General features: G+C 53.4%; 19 protein-coding genes. 4 read left to right on the forward strand and 15 right to left on the reverse strand.

Translation table 11 applies throughout. The features are described 5' to 3' along the window. Positions 1–197, forward strand: a 197-nt coding sequence (locus BR48_RS26520; protein WP_027229728.1) for a hypothetical protein, incomplete at its 5' end; no start/stop codon positions are given. A gap of 185 nt (positions 198–382) precedes the next feature. On the opposite strand, the gene BR48_RS23525 is transcribed toward BR48_RS26520, so the two are convergent. Beyond that, positions 383–703 carry a DUF982 domain-containing protein gene (locus tag BR48_RS23525; RefSeq protein ID WP_051614458.1) on the reverse strand — a complete coding sequence of 107 codons (321 nt, stop codon included), beginning with the start codon at positions 701–703 and terminating at the stop codon, positions 383–385. Positions 704–800: 97 nt separating this feature from the next. After that, positions 801–980 carry a hypothetical protein gene (locus tag BR48_RS0101675; protein WP_027229729.1) on the reverse strand — a complete coding sequence of 60 codons (180 nt, stop codon included), beginning with the start codon at positions 978–980 and terminating at the stop codon, positions 801–803. Positions 981–1521: 541 nt separating this feature from the next. Here BR48_RS0101675 and BR48_RS0101680 point away from each other — a divergent pair. Further along, positions 1522–1818, forward strand: a complete 297-nt coding sequence (locus BR48_RS0101680) for a hypothetical protein (protein ID WP_027229730.1) — start codon at positions 1522–1524, stop codon at positions 1816–1818. A 58-nt stretch (positions 1819–1876) separates the two neighbouring features. Here the strand turns inward: BR48_RS0101680 and BR48_RS0101685 are convergent, their stop codons facing one another. From BR48_RS0101685 to BR48_RS0101715, 7 genes are all read right to left on the reverse strand, one after another. After that, positions 1877–2395 carry a DUF995 domain-containing protein gene (locus BR48_RS0101685; protein WP_027229731.1) on the reverse strand — a complete coding sequence of 173 codons (519 nt, stop codon included), beginning with the start codon at positions 2393–2395 and terminating at the stop codon, positions 1877–1879. A 117-nt stretch (positions 2396–2512) separates the two neighbouring features. Beyond that, entirely contained in the window at positions 2513–3457 is a 945-nt protein-coding gene (locus tag BR48_RS0101690; protein WP_027229732.1) for a glycoside hydrolase family 26 protein, read from the reverse strand. Between the two features lie 15 nt (positions 3458–3472). Next, on the reverse strand, positions 3473–3976 hold the full coding sequence (locus BR48_RS23530; RefSeq protein WP_081815729.1) for a DUF995 domain-containing protein: 504 nt from the start codon (positions 3974–3976) through the stop codon (positions 3473–3475). Between the two features lie 34 nt (positions 3977–4010). Continuing rightward, positions 4011–5438, reverse strand: a complete 1428-nt coding sequence (locus tag BR48_RS0101700) for a UDP-glucose/GDP-mannose dehydrogenase family protein (protein ID WP_027229733.1) — start codon at positions 5436–5438, stop codon at positions 4011–4013. Between the two features lie 15 nt (positions 5439–5453). Beyond that, on the reverse strand, positions 5454–7298 hold the full coding sequence (locus BR48_RS0101705) for a glycosyltransferase family 2 protein (protein ID WP_027229734.1): 1845 nt from the start codon (positions 7296–7298) through the stop codon (positions 5454–5456). Then, on the reverse strand, positions 7295–8281 hold the full coding sequence (galE, locus tag BR48_RS0101710) for a UDP-glucose 4-epimerase GalE (RefSeq protein ID WP_027229735.1): 987 nt from the start codon (positions 8279–8281) through the stop codon (positions 7295–7297). Before galE ends, BR48_RS0101705 begins: the two co-directional genes overlap by 4 nt. Beyond that, positions 8281–9294: a UDP-glucuronic acid decarboxylase family protein gene (locus tag BR48_RS0101715; RefSeq protein WP_027229736.1), complete on the reverse strand. Its 1014-nt coding sequence runs from the start codon at positions 9292–9294 to the stop codon at positions 8281–8283. The genes galE and BR48_RS0101715 overlap by 1 nt, the downstream gene beginning before the upstream one ends. Positions 9295–9934: 640 nt before the next feature. Here BR48_RS0101715 and BR48_RS0101720 point away from each other — a divergent pair. Beyond that, complete coding sequence (locus BR48_RS0101720; protein ID WP_051614459.1) at positions 9935–11071, forward strand: helix-turn-helix domain-containing protein; 1137 nt, start codon at positions 9935–9937, stop codon at positions 11069–11071. Between the two features lie 499 nt (positions 11072–11570). Here BR48_RS0101720 and BR48_RS23535 read toward each other — a convergent pair whose 3' ends face one another. The 3 genes from BR48_RS23535 to BR48_RS0101740 form a co-directional block, all read right to left on the reverse strand. Beyond that, a complete protein-coding gene (locus tag BR48_RS23535) occupies positions 11571–11849 on the reverse strand; it encodes a helix-turn-helix transcriptional regulator (protein ID WP_051614460.1) in 279 nt (92 codons plus the stop codon). Next, on the reverse strand, positions 11836–12030 hold the full coding sequence (locus BR48_RS26405; RefSeq protein ID WP_027229738.1) for a hypothetical protein: 195 nt from the start codon (positions 12028–12030) through the stop codon (positions 11836–11838). The genes BR48_RS23535 and BR48_RS26405 overlap by 14 nt, the downstream gene beginning before the upstream one ends. A 278-nt stretch (positions 12031–12308) precedes the next feature. Beyond that, on the reverse strand, positions 12309–12581 hold the full coding sequence (locus BR48_RS0101740; protein WP_155810787.1) for a hypothetical protein: 273 nt from the start codon (positions 12579–12581) through the stop codon (positions 12309–12311). Between the two features lie 1365 nt (positions 12582–13946). On the opposite strand from BR48_RS0101740, the gene BR48_RS0101750 reads away from it, so the two are divergent. Continuing rightward, the gene (locus tag BR48_RS0101750; RefSeq protein WP_155810788.1) at positions 13947–14543 is read left to right on the forward strand and encodes a hypothetical protein; all 597 of its coding nucleotides are present in this window, start codon (positions 13947–13949) and stop codon (positions 14541–14543) included. A gap of 117 nt (positions 14544–14660) precedes the next feature. Here BR48_RS0101750 and BR48_RS0101755 read toward each other — a convergent pair whose 3' ends face one another. The 3 genes from BR48_RS0101755 to BR48_RS26410 form a co-directional block, all read right to left on the reverse strand. Beyond that, positions 14661–15074, reverse strand: a complete 414-nt coding sequence (locus BR48_RS0101755; protein ID WP_155810789.1) for a hypothetical protein — start codon at positions 15072–15074, stop codon at positions 14661–14663. Between the two features lie 59 nt (positions 15075–15133). Beyond that, positions 15134–15808 carry an SOS response-associated peptidase gene (locus tag BR48_RS0101760; RefSeq protein ID WP_027229743.1) on the reverse strand — a complete coding sequence of 225 codons (675 nt, stop codon included), beginning with the start codon at positions 15806–15808 and terminating at the stop codon, positions 15134–15136. Between the two features lie 5 nt (positions 15809–15813). Beyond that, a partial coding sequence (locus BR48_RS26410) for a hypothetical protein (protein WP_027229744.1) occupies positions 15814–16053 on the reverse strand: 240 nt, incomplete at its 5' end.

A 16053-nucleotide genomic window follows, 5' to 3' on the forward strand; every position in this document is an offset into this window, starting at 1 on the left:
TCTTGCGCTGGACTCAGATCGACCTTGCTGCGGCATTGGAATGCGACATTTTTCTCACGAACGCTTGGGGCAACGGGCTTGAGCCGATCCCAGCGGATATTTCCGCGTGGCTCGAGAAACTCGCTAAGGCTCACCACAAAGCCGGTATTCCCGACGCATATAGGGGTGCAGTGCTTAAGATGAAGGTGGGAGGGTAGAAAAGAGGCCTTTACGCGATTGCTCCGCCAGAATTGGGGAAAAAGCGAAAAAGTGCGACAAAATGTTCTCGGTACTGCGCCGTGGGTTTCCGAACCGAATATCTGGTTTCTCAATCGTAACGAATTGCGCGTTCGGCGATAAAAATTTCTTCCTTGGTCCGCTACGATTCGCGTTCCATCGTTTGCTAGACCTTAATTCGACGCTTGCCCCACTTCGGATCGGGCTTTCCGGTGTAGGCGGTCCGAAGGGGCTCCGCTTCCATATAGATGCCGGCTTCTCTCGCGGCTTCGATAAAGGCAACGCGTGCCACCGCAGCCGAGCAATTGCCTTCAAGGCACTTCAGCAATATCTCGCGTGCCATGAGATGCTTCGGGCCAGCCTGATCTGGCCACTGTTCGAGCACGAACCTTGCGGCGTCATAGGCCGACGTCACGCTCACCAGTTGGCCCGGTTGCGTTCCGAACACCTGCACTCGCTGGAACGTCTTGTAATCCTCGTAAGCCATGAACGGGAATATATAGGACCGGGGTGTCGAGATTTCGAATCAATCAATTTATTTATCGGGGGAACAGCAGCCTGTCTCGACGCTTGTTGATCTGCGGTCACTTCACAGGAGCATCGGCATGATTCCACTCGTTCATTTCGCCTATCATGAGGGAGACGGGCTGCCCATTGACGTGGTCGATATGGAATGTGCCGACGGTGAAGCCGCCCTTCGCGCTGCCGTAGAAGCCGCACGCGACAATATCCGTGAGGCCGTTGGGGAATACGGATCCTTCCAAGTTCCTGGTCCATGTGTATGACGATACGAACCGGCTTATCGGGACGATACGCATTTCGACGTTATGACATGACCTGGTGGGTGATAGTGTTAGCCTCGCTCGTTTCCGAGAGGTGGTTACGCCAGGATGGCAGGCGCGCTTCGGGAGGAGCTACCGTGCTGTCCTCTTTATCTTCCTAACCAATGCCGCGTGAATCCAGATGACAGCACCATCCAAACAAGGCTGTCATTTTCGACGGTGCGGTCCTCAAAGGAGAAAAATTGAAAAATTCTTATCTCGAATTGACAATGGGTCATCGTAGAATTCAAGCAACCGATTGCGCCGGTTAATAAGTGTGCTGAATATCTGGGGCCTTGATGCTATGATGGGCACGTCGGTTTTCCGCTGGGCTGGCTAGGTGGTCGATTTCGCTAGTTTTCCTGATACGTCTGGGAGCCGCAGAGAAGCAACAATTTGCATAAAATTCTCTGAATAGTTCGACCCGAACTTTAAATTCTGATCACTAAAACGTTTTGCAAGACACCCATATTGGAGTTGCTACATGACGTTTTCTATCGCGCATCAAAGGCTGAAAATCATAACGAAAGCAGCAATCGGACTCGCTGTTTCCGTCCTTGTTTGCACAAACGCACAAGCCGGAGAGAACCGCAACCAAACAGAGGGGATACGATCCGTCTACCTCGTCAAATATCGCGTCAACAATGAAATTCGTTATGCCAAGAAGCCGGCTCGCCAGATCGTGAAGGTGTCGGCCTCGCAATATATGAGAAGCAATCCTTATGTCTGCACGCCAAGCGGCTTTGGGCAAAAGGCGCGTTGCTATACGCAGAGCTTCTAAGCGGCCGAACCTCTACAGAGCGTAAAAAAAGAGCTGCCGGTCCGGCAGCTCTTCATCTTTATCGACGTATGCCCTTTAGACGAAATACTTCTTTGCTCACACGATCGCCCTTGACCAGTTTAAGCGCTTCATCACCTTCCTGAACGGGATCGTGCCGGAAGACATACCAGCTTCCGCCCAAACTCGGCTTTTGATAAATAACGCCATCCTTTTCGCGATGCAGGAAACATGTTACCGCGCCGCCCCTTTCCATCTTGCTGGACCAGAGAGCTTGGAGACAAAGTTTTCCGCCATCAGTTACATACCAACTGCCCTCACCGTAGGACCAAGCTGCTCCCTTGCGGGACCAAGCGGTAAATTGTCTTCGGTCGGCGGAAAAGAACCCGCCCCCGTCCTTCCACTTCCAGGTACGGTCAACGTAAAGCTTCTGTAGCGCTGTAGCCTTCATCGGCGTTGCGGACGCGGCAAGCTTAGCTGTGGCTTCATCTACTTGTGTCTTCGGTGCCGCGCTGGCGTTGCCAGCGAGTAAAAGCGCCGACAGCGCCGTACTTATAATACTTAAACGGATCGGGTACATTCATTACTCCTGACCAAATGCAATTCCAGAGGACACAGCGTCCTGTGTATGGATCGCGTGAAAAACAAAGAGCAATTCGCTAAGTGGTGGAAACAAACCGCTCTGGACAATCGAAGATTAATCGAGCGGATGGTTGGCGACGCGCCAATCGGGTCTACCCACGTTCCTCGGCCACTCATAGACTTCACGGTCGTTGAAGTAGACAACCGCGGTCATTGCAGGGAACTCGGCATGCGGCTTGTTTGCTTCTGCAGCCCAGTCCCGAACGTAGTCGTCGCTGCCTTCATAGCCAAGCTCCGCAATAGCAATTGGCTTTCCGAAGCGTGCCACACGATCGTAGCCGGGTTTTGTCCGCTCGACAAACGTCGTGTCGTGTCCGACCTCCAGTTTGTCATAGGGCTGATAGCCAAAGACCGACAGACCGATAATGTCGACATATTCGTCGCCCGGATAATAGGCTTCCAGCCCTTCCTCGCCTTTCGGCGACCACATATATTTGGCTGAAGGAAGTTGCTTGCGGCATACGTCGTTTACATGTCGATAAGCCTTCATATAACCTTCTGGCTTCCAAAAGGCCCACGTGAACTGCCCGTCATTATCTTCCATTTCTTGCGCCCAGCGGATGGTGACCGGGCTTTTCAGCTTAGCTGCGGCGGAGCAAACCGCCGACATGTTGGAATCATACCGCCCAGCCAGAATTCCTGTGAGCAGGTCATCCGGGCTGATGCGCCAGTCACGCGCCCATGACCAAGGTTCGATGGTGATCAAAAGAGATCGGCCGCGCTCGCGCGCATAGGCGTCTGCGGTGCTGAGAGTGGTCAGGTCCACGTCCTCCCAAGGTAGGAACAGGTGTTCGATCTTGGAGTTGGAGTCGTTGGTGAAGTCTCCGTGTGGATCATAGGCACCCGGTGTCACGGCGTCAGCAGCAATGACTGGCCGCTTGTCATGAAAGGGATTGCGGCTGTCGATGCTCGCGCCTGACACTCCACTGGCGGCATATACACCACCGGAAACACATGCGCCGCAAAGTAAAGCTGCGGTTAGTCTCAAGAGACGTTTCATCGCCCCCTCCTTTTCTTATTGTTGAGGCAACTGGGTCATACCCAGCGCTGTTTTGATGCTATCGCGCTGTTGAGATACGAGATCGGAGGGAACCAGCTTGTGGGCTTCATCGTCTTCGCGGGCATTGGCGTGGCGGAATACGTACCATTCACCATTGGGCTCACGCTTTTGATAGATCGTTCCACCGCCGAGACGATGCGAGAAACAGGTCTTGGCCGGAAAGGCTCCCTGCTCAGAATGCCATGTCGCATCGAGACACAATGCTCCCGTGTCAGAGATCACCCAGCGTCCTTCTGCCCAGGTTTTGCCCTTCTCACCGTCGGACCATGCACTAAACTGCCGCCCGGCATCCGTCATGTATCCGGCTCCATTGACCCACTGCCAGCTCTTGTTCTTATAGAGTGCGTAGACTTCGAAAGCCGTCATGGCGCGAGTACCCGACGGCTGTTCGACAGATTGCGCCGCCGCGACAGCCGGTGCGATAAACGAGGATGCGAGCCAAGCGAAGGTCGTTATCATGCGGAAGCCCCGCTGGCCTCGGACCCTTGCAGATTTACAAATTGTCATTTGAATCTCCTGCCATCTCAAAAGAAGCGTCCTCTGCATTTCGTCGTCCACGGACTTGCTTCGACCCTGGCAGTGCGGCCGAGTTAGTCACCTCGTACCGAGCCGTTGTCGGTCGCCCAATCGCAGATACACGAAAGCCAATTTCCTCCGCTGCGCCCTGTTCGAAGGCATTTCGTAGATCGATCAATAGGGCTTGACGCATGGACTTCTTCAGGCGCGCGAGATCGAGTTTGCGAATGCTGTCCCACTCCGTGATGACGACAACAGCGTCGGCGTTGTGCGCACATTCATATGGGTCTTCAAAAAATTCGACGTCCGAGAGGATACGGCCGGCATTCTCCATACCCACGGGATCATGGGCGCGGATAGTCGCGCCGAAGCGCTGCAAGGTCTCGATCAGTGGAACGGAAGGCGCATCCCGCATGTCGTCTGTATCGGGCTTGAAAGTGAGGCCTAGAATTGCGATCGTCCGGCCTTCCACATCACTCTCCAAAGCGTCCATGACTTTTAAAGCCATGCGACGTTTGCGCGCTTCGTTGGCCGTCACGGTTTCTTCTACTATGCGCACCGCCACACCGTGGTCCTGAGCAGTACGCAAAAGCGCCATCGTATCTTTCGGGAAGCAAGAGCCGCCGTAACCTGGTCCGGCATTCAGGAAACTTGTCCCGATGCGCTTGTCCAGACCCATTCCCAGCGCCAGATCACTGACGTTGCTGCCAACCTGCTCGCAAAGATCCGCAAGTTCGTTGATGAAGGTAATCTTGGTTGCCAGAAATGCGTTAGCAGCATATTTTATTAGTTCCGACGTCCGGCGCTGGGTCATTACGATGGGTGTCTTGTGCGCATCAAGAGACGTACCGTAGAGTTTCATCAGAATCTCTCTCGCGCGTTCATCCTCGACGCCTATCACAACGCGATCGGGCTCCAGGAAATCGCGGATAGCGACGCCTTCGCGCAAAAATTCAGGATTGGAGGCAACAGAGAATGTACCGGTTTTGCGCACCGATCCAATAATCTTCTGCACGATGTCGCCCGTGCCCACTGGAACGGTGGATTTCACAACCACCACGGTATCGTCGTCAATTAGTGGCGCCAATTCGCGCGCAGCCATGTAAACGAACGACAAATCAGCATCCCCGTGTCCGGCACGCGGCGGCGTGCCCACTGCGATGAAAACGACGGACGCCTCGTTCAACGCCTCGGCCAGATTGCACGTGAAGCGCAAGCGGCCTGCCGCTGAATGGCGTTCCACTAGTTCATCCAACCCCGGCTCGTAAATCGGCACGACGCCGTGGGCAAGGCCATCGATTTTCTGAGCATTCTTGTCGACGCATACAACCTCGTGTCCCCAGGCGGCGAAACACGCCCCGCTGACCAATCCCACGTAGCCCGTACCTATGACTGCGATCTTCATCTGTTTAATTGCCTTTTACTGCATTGAAATGTTGGGAGCGTTGGTGCGCCAGCGTGGATTGAATATTGTCCTATGAACATCGCGACCACCGATGCCCGCGCCAGCAACCGAAAAGCGGTCCTCGAACAAGGTAAAGCTTCGGGTTCCCCATGCGAGCGCCTCAATTCCGTCCCGGCCTCGCTCGGCCGTTGCAAGGGTCGGCAGAGCTACAAGAGCGAGCAAGCTGGCTGCAAGCGCTGGGCGATAGATCCGAGTGCGGTAGCGAACCGTGTTTTCACGGGCATGCTGGAGAACGATAACGAACAGGAGGAGTGCATAAATCGCAGCGTTAATGATGGCGAAAACATAGAAGCCGCGGCTGCTGTCGCTGGCGTCTGGGATAAGCAGCACCGGCAGGATCGAGACAATCGCCAGGAAACCGTAGGGTGCGAGGACACGGAACGGGAGGGGATCCACTTCCGACGCCCCCTTCGGTGTGACGCGGAAGTCCACAAATGAGCCCGTTGCCCAATCGCGCAACGCGGCGAGCGTTCCAGCCATCGCCCACGGCCAGCGCGCGAACAGAAACAGCGTCATCTCGACACTCAGTATTTTCGCATCATGCGTGCGGAATGTGCCAGAGGCGCGCCAGCGATAGGCCAGAACGATCAGTATGATCGCCTGGGGTAGAAAATGACGCATGAAATCGGGATAAGTTACGGCAACAAAGCTGTCACCCGCAACCAGCGCAACGATGGGCAAGACGAACATCAGCGCCATGAAGAGAGAAAACAGCGGGTACCAAAATTGCGAAAACAGAAACTGAAATTTCAGTCGTGGCGACAAATTGCCGACTAGTTTGGGCGAATACTGCAGCAGGATCATCACCAAACTGCGCGACCATTGAAACTCCTGCGTGATGAGGTCGGCAAAAGTACGCGGTCCGTCACCATGTGCGATGGCGTCGAGTGCGTGCGCGCCGCGCCACCCGTGGGCATTCATCATCAAAGTCGTAGAATGATCTTCCGCCAATTCCGGTCCAAGACCGCCAATTTCCTTCAATGCCGCTGTTCGAACCGCATAATGCGAACCGATGCAAAGCGGCGCCAGACCGTTGTTATAGCCGGCCTGTAAAGACCCGTGCATGCTCGCTTCGGCATAGAGACGTCCGCGCGCTGACCAGCTTTCATGGGCATTGCGATCGCAAATGCTGGGTGCGGAGACATAGCCAACGGACGGATCAGCGAAGGGACGCAGCATCTGAAATAGATAGTCGGATTCTGGCACATGGTCCGCATCAAGCTGCACTACGAAATCGTAAACATCGTAGCCATAATGGTCGTAGAAAAAGGCTAGATTACCTTCTTTGCAGCGCGTACGACGTGGCCAAGATTGGCGGTGGTAGTCTGCACGTCCTTTGCGCGTGGAGACGAAGACACCATGTTTTTCACACCAATCTAGAGTTGCCGAAGAAGGGTCTTCATCGGCAAGCCATGTGTGGTGCGGTAAGTCCTGGCCCAACATGGCGCGCAAGGTCTCGGCAACGATTTCGAAAGGTTCCGACGGCGCCTTTGTTACCACCATGGCAACACAGCTCCCCGCCGGAAGTCGCAACGGGCCGCTTGGACGACGGGCGCGGAAAAAAAGAACGATGAAATAGGCCGGCAACAACGTCACCCAAGCCAGGATGGCCGTAACCAGGATGGAGCCCGCAAGGTTCACATGGTTGGCAGGTTCAAGCCACCAGCGCCAAAAGTAGAACAGCGCCGCGACCCATAGTGCTGCGCCGAGCAGGTATTCCACGCGCCGCCAGCCGGTGAAAACCGGCACCATCAAAGGTCCGTCGTCGGCAACACCGCTTTTGGCGAGGCGTTTGGTCATGTTCTGACCTCCAGCCCGAAAAAAGGAGCTGCGGTACGAATGATCGTATCGAGATCGGAATAAAGTGCCTGAAAGCCAAGCTTAGCCGCTGCAAGTGCTGGATCAGCAAAAAGGACCGGAGGGTCGCCGGCACGGCGATCGCGCATTTTGACGGGCACGTTACGACCTGTCAGGCGACCAATCGCATCGAGAATCTCTTTGATTGATGTGCCACGTCCTGTACCCAAGTTGACAGCCATATTGTCGCCGCCGTTGACGAGGTGCTCGACCGCCAGCACATGTGCCCGCGCCAGATCGGCAACATGTATGTAATCGCGGATGCAGGTGCCATCCGGCGTGTTGTAATCGTTGCCGTAGATTTCCAGAAATTCGATGCTGCCCGCGGCAGCCATCATGGCCCGCGGAATCAGGTGCGTTTCGGGATCGTGGCTTTCGCCGATTTCGCCGTCAATGTCCGCTCCGGATGCATTGAAATAACGTAGCGCCACATAACCTAGATCATAAGCAGCAGAATAATCGGCAAGCATTTGCTCCGCGATCAGTTTGGTGCGACCGTACGGGTTTATCGGGCGTTGCTCCTCGCCTTCGCGGATTGGCAGTTGATGCGGGATGCCATACGTTGCGCAGCTCGACGAAAAGATGACATTGCGTGCTCCAGCGAGCCGGCAAGCTTCCAGCAGCGATTGCGTTCCGGTGACATTGTTCCGATAGTATTTAGCGGGTTGCTCGACGGACTCTCCGACATAGGCCGAGGCGGCGAAATGGATCACGGCGATCGGATTGTGATCCTCGACCACCTTAATCAGCCGTGGAGTGTCGAGAATGTCGCCTTCAACAAATGTTCCCCAACGCACGGATGCGAGATGCCCAGTCGAGAGGTTGTCATAGACGATAGGCCGATACCCGTGCTTTGACAAAAGCTTGGCCGTATGACTTCCAATAAAGCCCGCGCCGCCGACAACGATTACATTCTGTCCATTCATTATGCCACCTCTGCGAGTTTTCCATCGGGCCTCGCGAGCTGTCGTTCGAAGTAAGCTATCGTGGATTTCAAGCCGTCCGTCAGCGCAATGCGTGGTGCCCAACCGAGTTCTCGTTCTGCCAGCGTAATATCGGGCCGACGTTGGCGCGGATCATCTGTAGGCAGTGGGTGATTGACGATCTTCGATGGCGAGCCTGTCAACGTGATGATCTGCTCGGCCAGTTCGCGTACGGTGAATTCACAAGGATTGCCGATGTTGATAGGGGTGTGAATGGCTCGTGGACTGTACATGAGCCGATGAAATCCCTGGATCAGGTCATCGACATAGCAGAAGGAACGGGTCTGCGATCCCTCGCCATAAATGGTAATATCTTCGCCTTTAAGTGCCTGCACAATGAAGTTTGAGACAACCCGGCCGTCATCGGGACGCATGCGGGGTCCGTAGGTGTTAAATATGCGCACGATGCGAATGTCGACGCCGTATTGCTTGTGAAAGTCGTAGAAAAGTGTTTCGGCGGAACGCTTGCCTTCGTCATAGCAGGAGCGCGGACCGAACGAATTCACATTGCCCCAATAGTTTTCAGGCTGGGGATGGACATGCGGATCGCCATAGACCTCCGAGGTGGATGCCTGGAAAATGCGCGCCCGATACCGTGCGGCCAACTCGAGAAGATTGAGTGAACCGATCACATTCGTCTTCATGGTATGGATCGGATCGGCCTGATAGTGCGGCGGCGAGGCTGGGCAGGCGAGGTTATAGATTTCGTTTACAGGCAGATCGATCGGATCAACGATGTCATGGCGGACGTAACTGAAGGTGTCAAAGCGCAACAGATGACGCACATTTTCCATCCGCCCTGTAGAAAAATTGTCCAAGCAGACTACTGTTCGGCCTTCGCGCAAAAGTAGTTCACAAAGGTGAGATCCAAGAAACCCCGCGCCGCCTGCAACAAGAACGCGTGGCTTTGAAGCGTCGTCGGAACGAAAGTTAGACGAATTGAAGACAATGCTCACAGAACTCTCCCACCTATAACAACCATATTTGCGTTAATGCTTGCGAAGGAAGAAGACGTACGAAAATCACTGAAAACTAACAGAGATGTTACGATTTTTTCCTGAAGCGAATTTATCCCTTCTAATACGGTCCCCCTTGCTGCGTTGCGATATCCAGTTGTCCGGAAAACTATTCAAAACGTCCATTTCTGCAGGATCATCTGCAGACCCACCGCCACGGCATCAGTCAACTGGTCACATCACCTGAAGGTTTTTGAATAAGGGCTGGAAGCGTGCTAACGCGCAGGTCAGAACCAAAGTAATTGTCGACATGTCCAAAAATTCAGTTCTCGTCCGACTGCGTGGGCAATTGGAGAGCATACGTTGTGCTATAAAATGCACAGCTTCTACGGGGGAATGTCAGCCTTCATACAGGGGAGGGATCAGAAGTAAGACGGCGGGGCGGCATGCTTCTAATTTGCTCATGCTTTAAACCCGCAATATTCTTGAATTCATCGTTTGTCTGCATGATATGCAAGCGGTTGCGGGGCATTCATTGCAGTTCTTAACTTTGCAGGATTGGCAGATGTCCGAAACGGCTCTGCGATGCGGAATAACACGAATGTAGGGTGGGCGGTTTGGACACCGGCTGGGAGTACTAATGTCCGATAAAGACTATGACTATCGTTCAAACCCGGCCGCCACAGAACGCCGTCGTTGGCCGCGCGTGTCGCAAGATCCCCTTGGTGTGGGTAAGGTGTTAAAGACCACCTTAGTCCCGCTGAGTTTCGAGTCGGAGCAGCTTCCACCACACAAGCAGTTTCTAGCCTGGCAAGAGCACATGGCGGCGTTGTCGGAAACACGTTTGCCGGACGACGTCGATCCCAAGGACGGTTTTATTGTAAAGCAGACAGTTTGGCATTTGGACGGTATGCTATTTGTGCAACAAACCGCTCCGGCATTCAGTTATGAACGCTCGCCAAACATGGTGCGGTTCAGTCCAATTGACCATTGGCAGATCACGTTTCTTCGTGCCGGTCGCACTTGGACGGGTATGGATGGACGGGTTGCCCAAAATGAGCCAGGTAGGATAGAAGTTCGCTCGCTCGGGCACCCGTTCAATGGTCGGGCGCTTGCAACAGATTCCCTCAGTTTGATTGTTCCGGTCGACCTGTTCGCTGATCGAGGTGGTTTGACCACCGCAAGCAACAACGTAGTCTTGGGTGGACACCGGGCCAAATTGTTGATCGATCATTTATCCAGCGTTGAAGCCAATCTCGAGCACTTCGCGCAGGAGGATGTTCCGGGGATCAAAGATCGTTTGCGGGAAATGATTTTCGATACGATTACGCCTTTGGTGGATCGTGATGGCGCTAACGATCAGATTTCACAGTTGGGATTGATGACGCGGGCGAGACGATTCATTTTGAGCAATCTTGCCTCGCCGGCCCTGACGCCGGATGCTCTCGGCCGGGAGTTGGCGATCTCAAGGACCCGCCTTTATGAACTTTTCGAAACGTCCGGTGGCGTAGCGAACTATATTCGTCGCCGGCGCCTGTCAGCAGCTCACGCAATGTTGGCGGATCCTTCCGACCCCCGAAAAATCGCTGAAGTTGGTTTGGCAATCGGTTTCGATTCGGCAGCAAACTTCAGTCGCGCTTTCACACAGCAGTTTGGGTATAGCCCGAGCAACATACAAAAGCGTACCTCCGGCGATCATAAGCGACCGGATTGGCCACCAGATGGGACGCCAAAGGTCACATTTGAAGCCTTGCTGCGAACGCTCGGACTCTCTTGACGTGCGATCGACCATTTAAAGAGGATTTGCGGTCGCGTTACGCAAGTGTGCCTGACGATGAGCGGGTTAAAAGAACTTTTCGACCAACTTGACGAGGCAGAGCGCCGTCATCGCAGCAGACAACGTTAACCGACAGCTGTCGCGTCAATAAAGCGGGTATCATGTGCCTCGTCTCACCGTTTTTTGCAAAAGGGTCTCGACTGAAAGCAATTGCTCTCGATGAATCGCGAGTTGGGTGGTGTCCGCGACCCCAACGATAGCAGCGAACACTTCATCCTCGGCCCATCCGGCAGCAACCGCTTCACCGAAGAGTTCAAGTAATCTATCCTCAATTGCTCTCTGGCAGTCGCCCAGTCGTTCCTTGTGGCGGCGCCATGTGAAGTGCTCCCATCATCGGTCACGATACGGCTTTTTCTCGCATGCTGCCGAGCCAATTCCCGGTGGCGATTTGTAGCATACCATGCGTTTTACTGCTCCAGAAATTTCTCAGGATTCGCTTTCACGGGTATCGCCATCCACTTACGCTTACGGGCCGGCTGTTATCGGGGAAATGCCGGGCCAGGAATACCATCGGGTCGCGCCGGAGGATTTTGCAAATGGCGATCAGCGTGCTGACGGCCAGCCGGGTGTCGCCCCGTTCATATTTTTGGATTTGCGTCCTGGAAACGCCGAGGGCCGTGCCTAGGCCGCTCTGGCTTATTCCGGCGGCCACGCGCAAAGCCTGGAGTTTTTGGCCAAGTTCCTGCTCAACACGGTTGTCCCAGTTAGCGGCCACCATCGTCAATCCCCCTCGTATTCGCGTCGCATCCGATGCTTTTGCTTTTGCTTTCGCTGCTGCTTGTAAGGGCCAGCCGTTTTCTATCCTGATAAGCGCGGCGCCGCTCAGGATTTTCCTCGCGCCACTGGCGTATGCGCTCGATCTTCTTGGCCTTCTGTTGGCGATAGCGGATTTTTGGCACGCTACTGCCTCATCCTCACGGCATTTTTCGCCTTGCGAAGGACGGTTTTTTCGTCGGTACTTTTGCTCATGTCTTCCTGCTCGCTACACCATCGCTGCGGAGTTCTTATTCTTCTCCATCCCGCTTGTGCTCACCGCAATACCATTCCTGTCCAAATCGCTTGTCAAAATCCGAATGAACCCCACGATCTACAACCGGGATGCATGCAACAATGCTCGACGATGGCCGCCGGGGCTTGTCCACGTTCTGCGGGTAGCCAGCCTTTGGCGGCTCGTCATTCACAGCCGCAACGGCTCATGGGCCTCCTCTTGCTGCAATGCTGCTTTCATTTGCGCAACGTTGGTCGCGAACTCTATGAACTCGTCACGCTTCATCGGATAGTACTGATAATTGCCACTGGCCAGTCCCGCCAATACGACATAATGGCTGCCCGGCTTTTCCCTCTTCAATCGAAGCGATAGCAAACATCTACCTTCAAGAATTTGGATATCAATTTGGCGCAAGACGGTACCGGTGAGCGTCATCTTGACCGCGCGAAATATCTCAAACAAATTTACCACTCCCCGTGTTGGCTTTATGACTTCCACGTACCGCATTTTCTCGGCACACTTGGCTTTGCGAAGGCGGCATTTTCTTCGTCACTTTTGCTCATGTCTTCCTATGAATGCGCTCTACTGGTCCGCTGCGAAGATCGATCCCGCTTGCCAGCCTTCGTTGTCGAGTGGGCGGGCTCGTGTTCGACCAAATCAATTGCTTCCTGCCGCGTCAAGCAAGTGTCGGCACCAGCGTTGCCGATCTGTATGTTCACTGCCCAAATTTCGCGGTTGTCCGCATCCTTTCTGCGTGAGATGCGGGCAATCAGAACACCCGTCGTTCCGCCATAAGCAGGTGTTTGTTTTTGGAATTAATACTGTGGAAAAATATTTGGTCGGACTGATTGACAGTATTCTTATCATTCACATAGGCAATTAAAGATAATGGTCGGAGGGTCCAAATCGGCGCATTTGTTCGGGGGAGAATGAGTATGAATTCGTCACTTATAAATCGGGAATGTTTTCTGACGGCAGACGTATGGACGTATTTTAGATGTATAACTTCGTCCACCGCCTTCATTCTGGATGCGAATGAACTGCGCTGCGAGTGGAGCATATGGTAAAGAGAAGAACGGTAGTAGCTAAGGTGAGTGCTGTTGCCGGGTTGATGCCATTTCTCCTTAGCGCGCTCAATATTGTATTTATACTAATTCTTTCATATTTTATCGATTTCACACCGGTTTTGAACTCCTGGTACGCAAATGTATGGCCCTTAAATTATAGATATATAGAGGCCTTGCGAGGTTATTCTTTTACAGACAACAATATCGCCTATGCGGTGTTGGTTTTATCTAATACGGCAGCGATTGCGTATCTATACAGTATCATCATACTTGTGGCGTACATGATATCTATATTGTCTAATATGGTTTCTCTCAAATATTACAGAGATATTCTAGACGTACGTCAGGCTTGGTCTCTCATGTTATTTGCTATGATGTGCGCGGCATTCTTTCTGGTGTCAAATTTTGAGGACACCTTAAGCCTATATCGTTTATCTATACATCGGCCGTTGACTATTTCTATTATAATTATGGCGGTGGGAATTTTATGTTTGGTCAGTTCGGTTGCTGTTATTGCAGTCGTTCTGGCTAATCAGTTACTAACCACTATAACCCATGCTTGGGGAAAGCTCCGCAAGTAATTTTTCATCGACGCGCTTTCGGTGTGGGTTTTACTGTTGCCCATCACATGTCATGCCACTGGCTCGACCGGTAAAAGCAAAAGGTCTTAGATAGCATGACTGATTCACCAAAGACCTACGACGAAACCAGTCACTCGGGCGGTGGCGATCGGGTGAGTTCTACCGCGCGGATTTAGCGATTGAGACTGCCTCCTTGGCCTGGACTCAGCCCCCAGCAGGAAGAGCAGCGAGTCATCGCAGTGGAGAATATGCGACTCACTCTACTTTCTTCGTTGGCTGTCATCGCAGTCGCTCCGGTATTTTGGTTCCTTTACCGCGGGCCGTTGCAACCATTTCTGTGCATTTTTCAGGACAATCCCTACTTGCTAAAGTTGTGGCCTTCAAATCAGAACTATGTTTTAAATTTTGCGCAAGGTGCTTTTTCCCCCGAGGACCAATGTTTCTTCTTTGCCATGACATCAAGTTTCAGTTTTCTATGGCTGGTTTGGCTAGCTTTGCGTACTTTCCGCGAATTGCGTCGTGTAGACACGTTCTATATTAAACCTTGGTTGAGTGGTTACATGATTGCTACTCCGGTATGTATGCTTGGGTCTTACTTCAACTACTTCGGAGTTAGCGGGCATTTGCTACAACCAGGCCTATCAGAGCCCATCGCAATAGGTACACTGAAGATTTTGTTTTGCATTACAGCATTCTACTACATGCTCGGGGCGCTTTTTGAACAGTTGCTTCTTTATCGTCGTCGAGACAAGACGATTCCTAAATTTAGACCTTAGTCAGCGCTCCGGTGGCCGCATCGCCCTCATCGACTGCGGCACCAGTTCGAGTGTCTATGCGGAAAGCCTGCGCCAGGTAGATTGAGGATAAAACACCGGGTGGCCGCACATTAGCATCTATTGTGAAACAAAACGCTTCTGCTCAAGATCGACACGCTCCGATGGATAGCAAGCCTTCGCCCAGCCATAAGCAATTGCGGCACCATGGAATTTCCCGTGGAACTCGTCGACAGACCACTGGAGCAAACCTCCTTTCCAGAACATACCTGCCAGCTTCTCGCAACCGAAGCGTACACATCGGAATTGGACGGCGTTGGAGGTCGTACAAGTAAAGCCAAATTTCTGCAGCTTATTGGCTAGGAGAGTTCGATTGCCGTTTGCATCACTTGTCAGATTGTCAACCCATTGCTGATATTCGTTGACCCGAAGCGGCGGTTGCTCGTCAGCATTTAGGCTTGTTGCGCTGGCGGGGTAACACCAAGCAGAAATACAAATTACGAGGAGCAACCAATAATCACGATAACTGCTCAAAAGGGGCCTCCTGGTACAAATCATCTCGGAGCGCATCATTCGGTTTCCGGGTCCTGCACTTAAAGCAATGACGGCTGCTCTTCTTCGGCGGCCAGTTTAGGCAGCAGGATCAACTGCTCGTCAGCCAACGGCCGCTGCAATTTCAGCGCCTCCTCGGCTGGAGCATTCATCCATACGTCGATTTCATCAGTACTGGTCAGAATAACCGGCATTGCCTTTGGGTGAATGGGCGCAACGATGCTGTTGGGATCAGTGGTTAGGAAGGCAAAGATATCAGCTTGAACCGGGCCTTCCTTCTTCTTGCGGACACTGTACCAACTCGTCCAAATGCCGGCGAACCAGAAGAGCGGCCTTTCCTCGTTGCGCGCAAACCAGTGAATCGGCTTTTTTTTGGCGACGGGATCGGCGACCTCGCCATATTCCGAAAAGCTGGTCGCCGGAACGACGCAGCGGCTTTCGGGGCCCATCCACCGGCGCCAGTGCGAGGACGTGGGATTGCGGATATTGGTCACACCGCTATCGATCTCGGATTTAAGGTACTGTCGGGGCGTCGGCATGCCCCAGCGGGCGAGGGCAAGCTCGCGTTCACCCTCGGCATTCTTGCGGCCGATTGGTGCGTGATAGTCGGGGAAAATATCGATCTGCGGCGTCAGGCGATTGGTAAGGTCATGGATCGGCAGGAAGAGCTGCCGCATCGCTTCGTGGGTCGTGGTGGCATTGTAAAGATTGCACATCAGGCTTACTGGTCCGTGGAGATTGGTGCACGATATCCGATCAGCCACCTGGCGCAAGCGTGGTAAGTCACGCGGCTGATCGCTCGTGCCAAATTCGTTGCCGCGCCGCGCCCCGCATGCCCGGCATACAAGCCTGCGGGAATATCTTGCGGCATCACATCGGCGCCGTAGCGTTTGAACAACGCGGATTTTTCGATCTGGCCGATTTTGCCGCACTGAATGCAGGAGCCGAATAAATGATCCCA

This window comes from Phyllobacterium sp. UNC302MFCol5.2 (assembly GCF_000686005.1).
GTDB classification, from domain to species: Bacteria; Pseudomonadota; Alphaproteobacteria; order Rhizobiales; family Rhizobiaceae; genus Phyllobacterium; species Phyllobacterium pellucidum.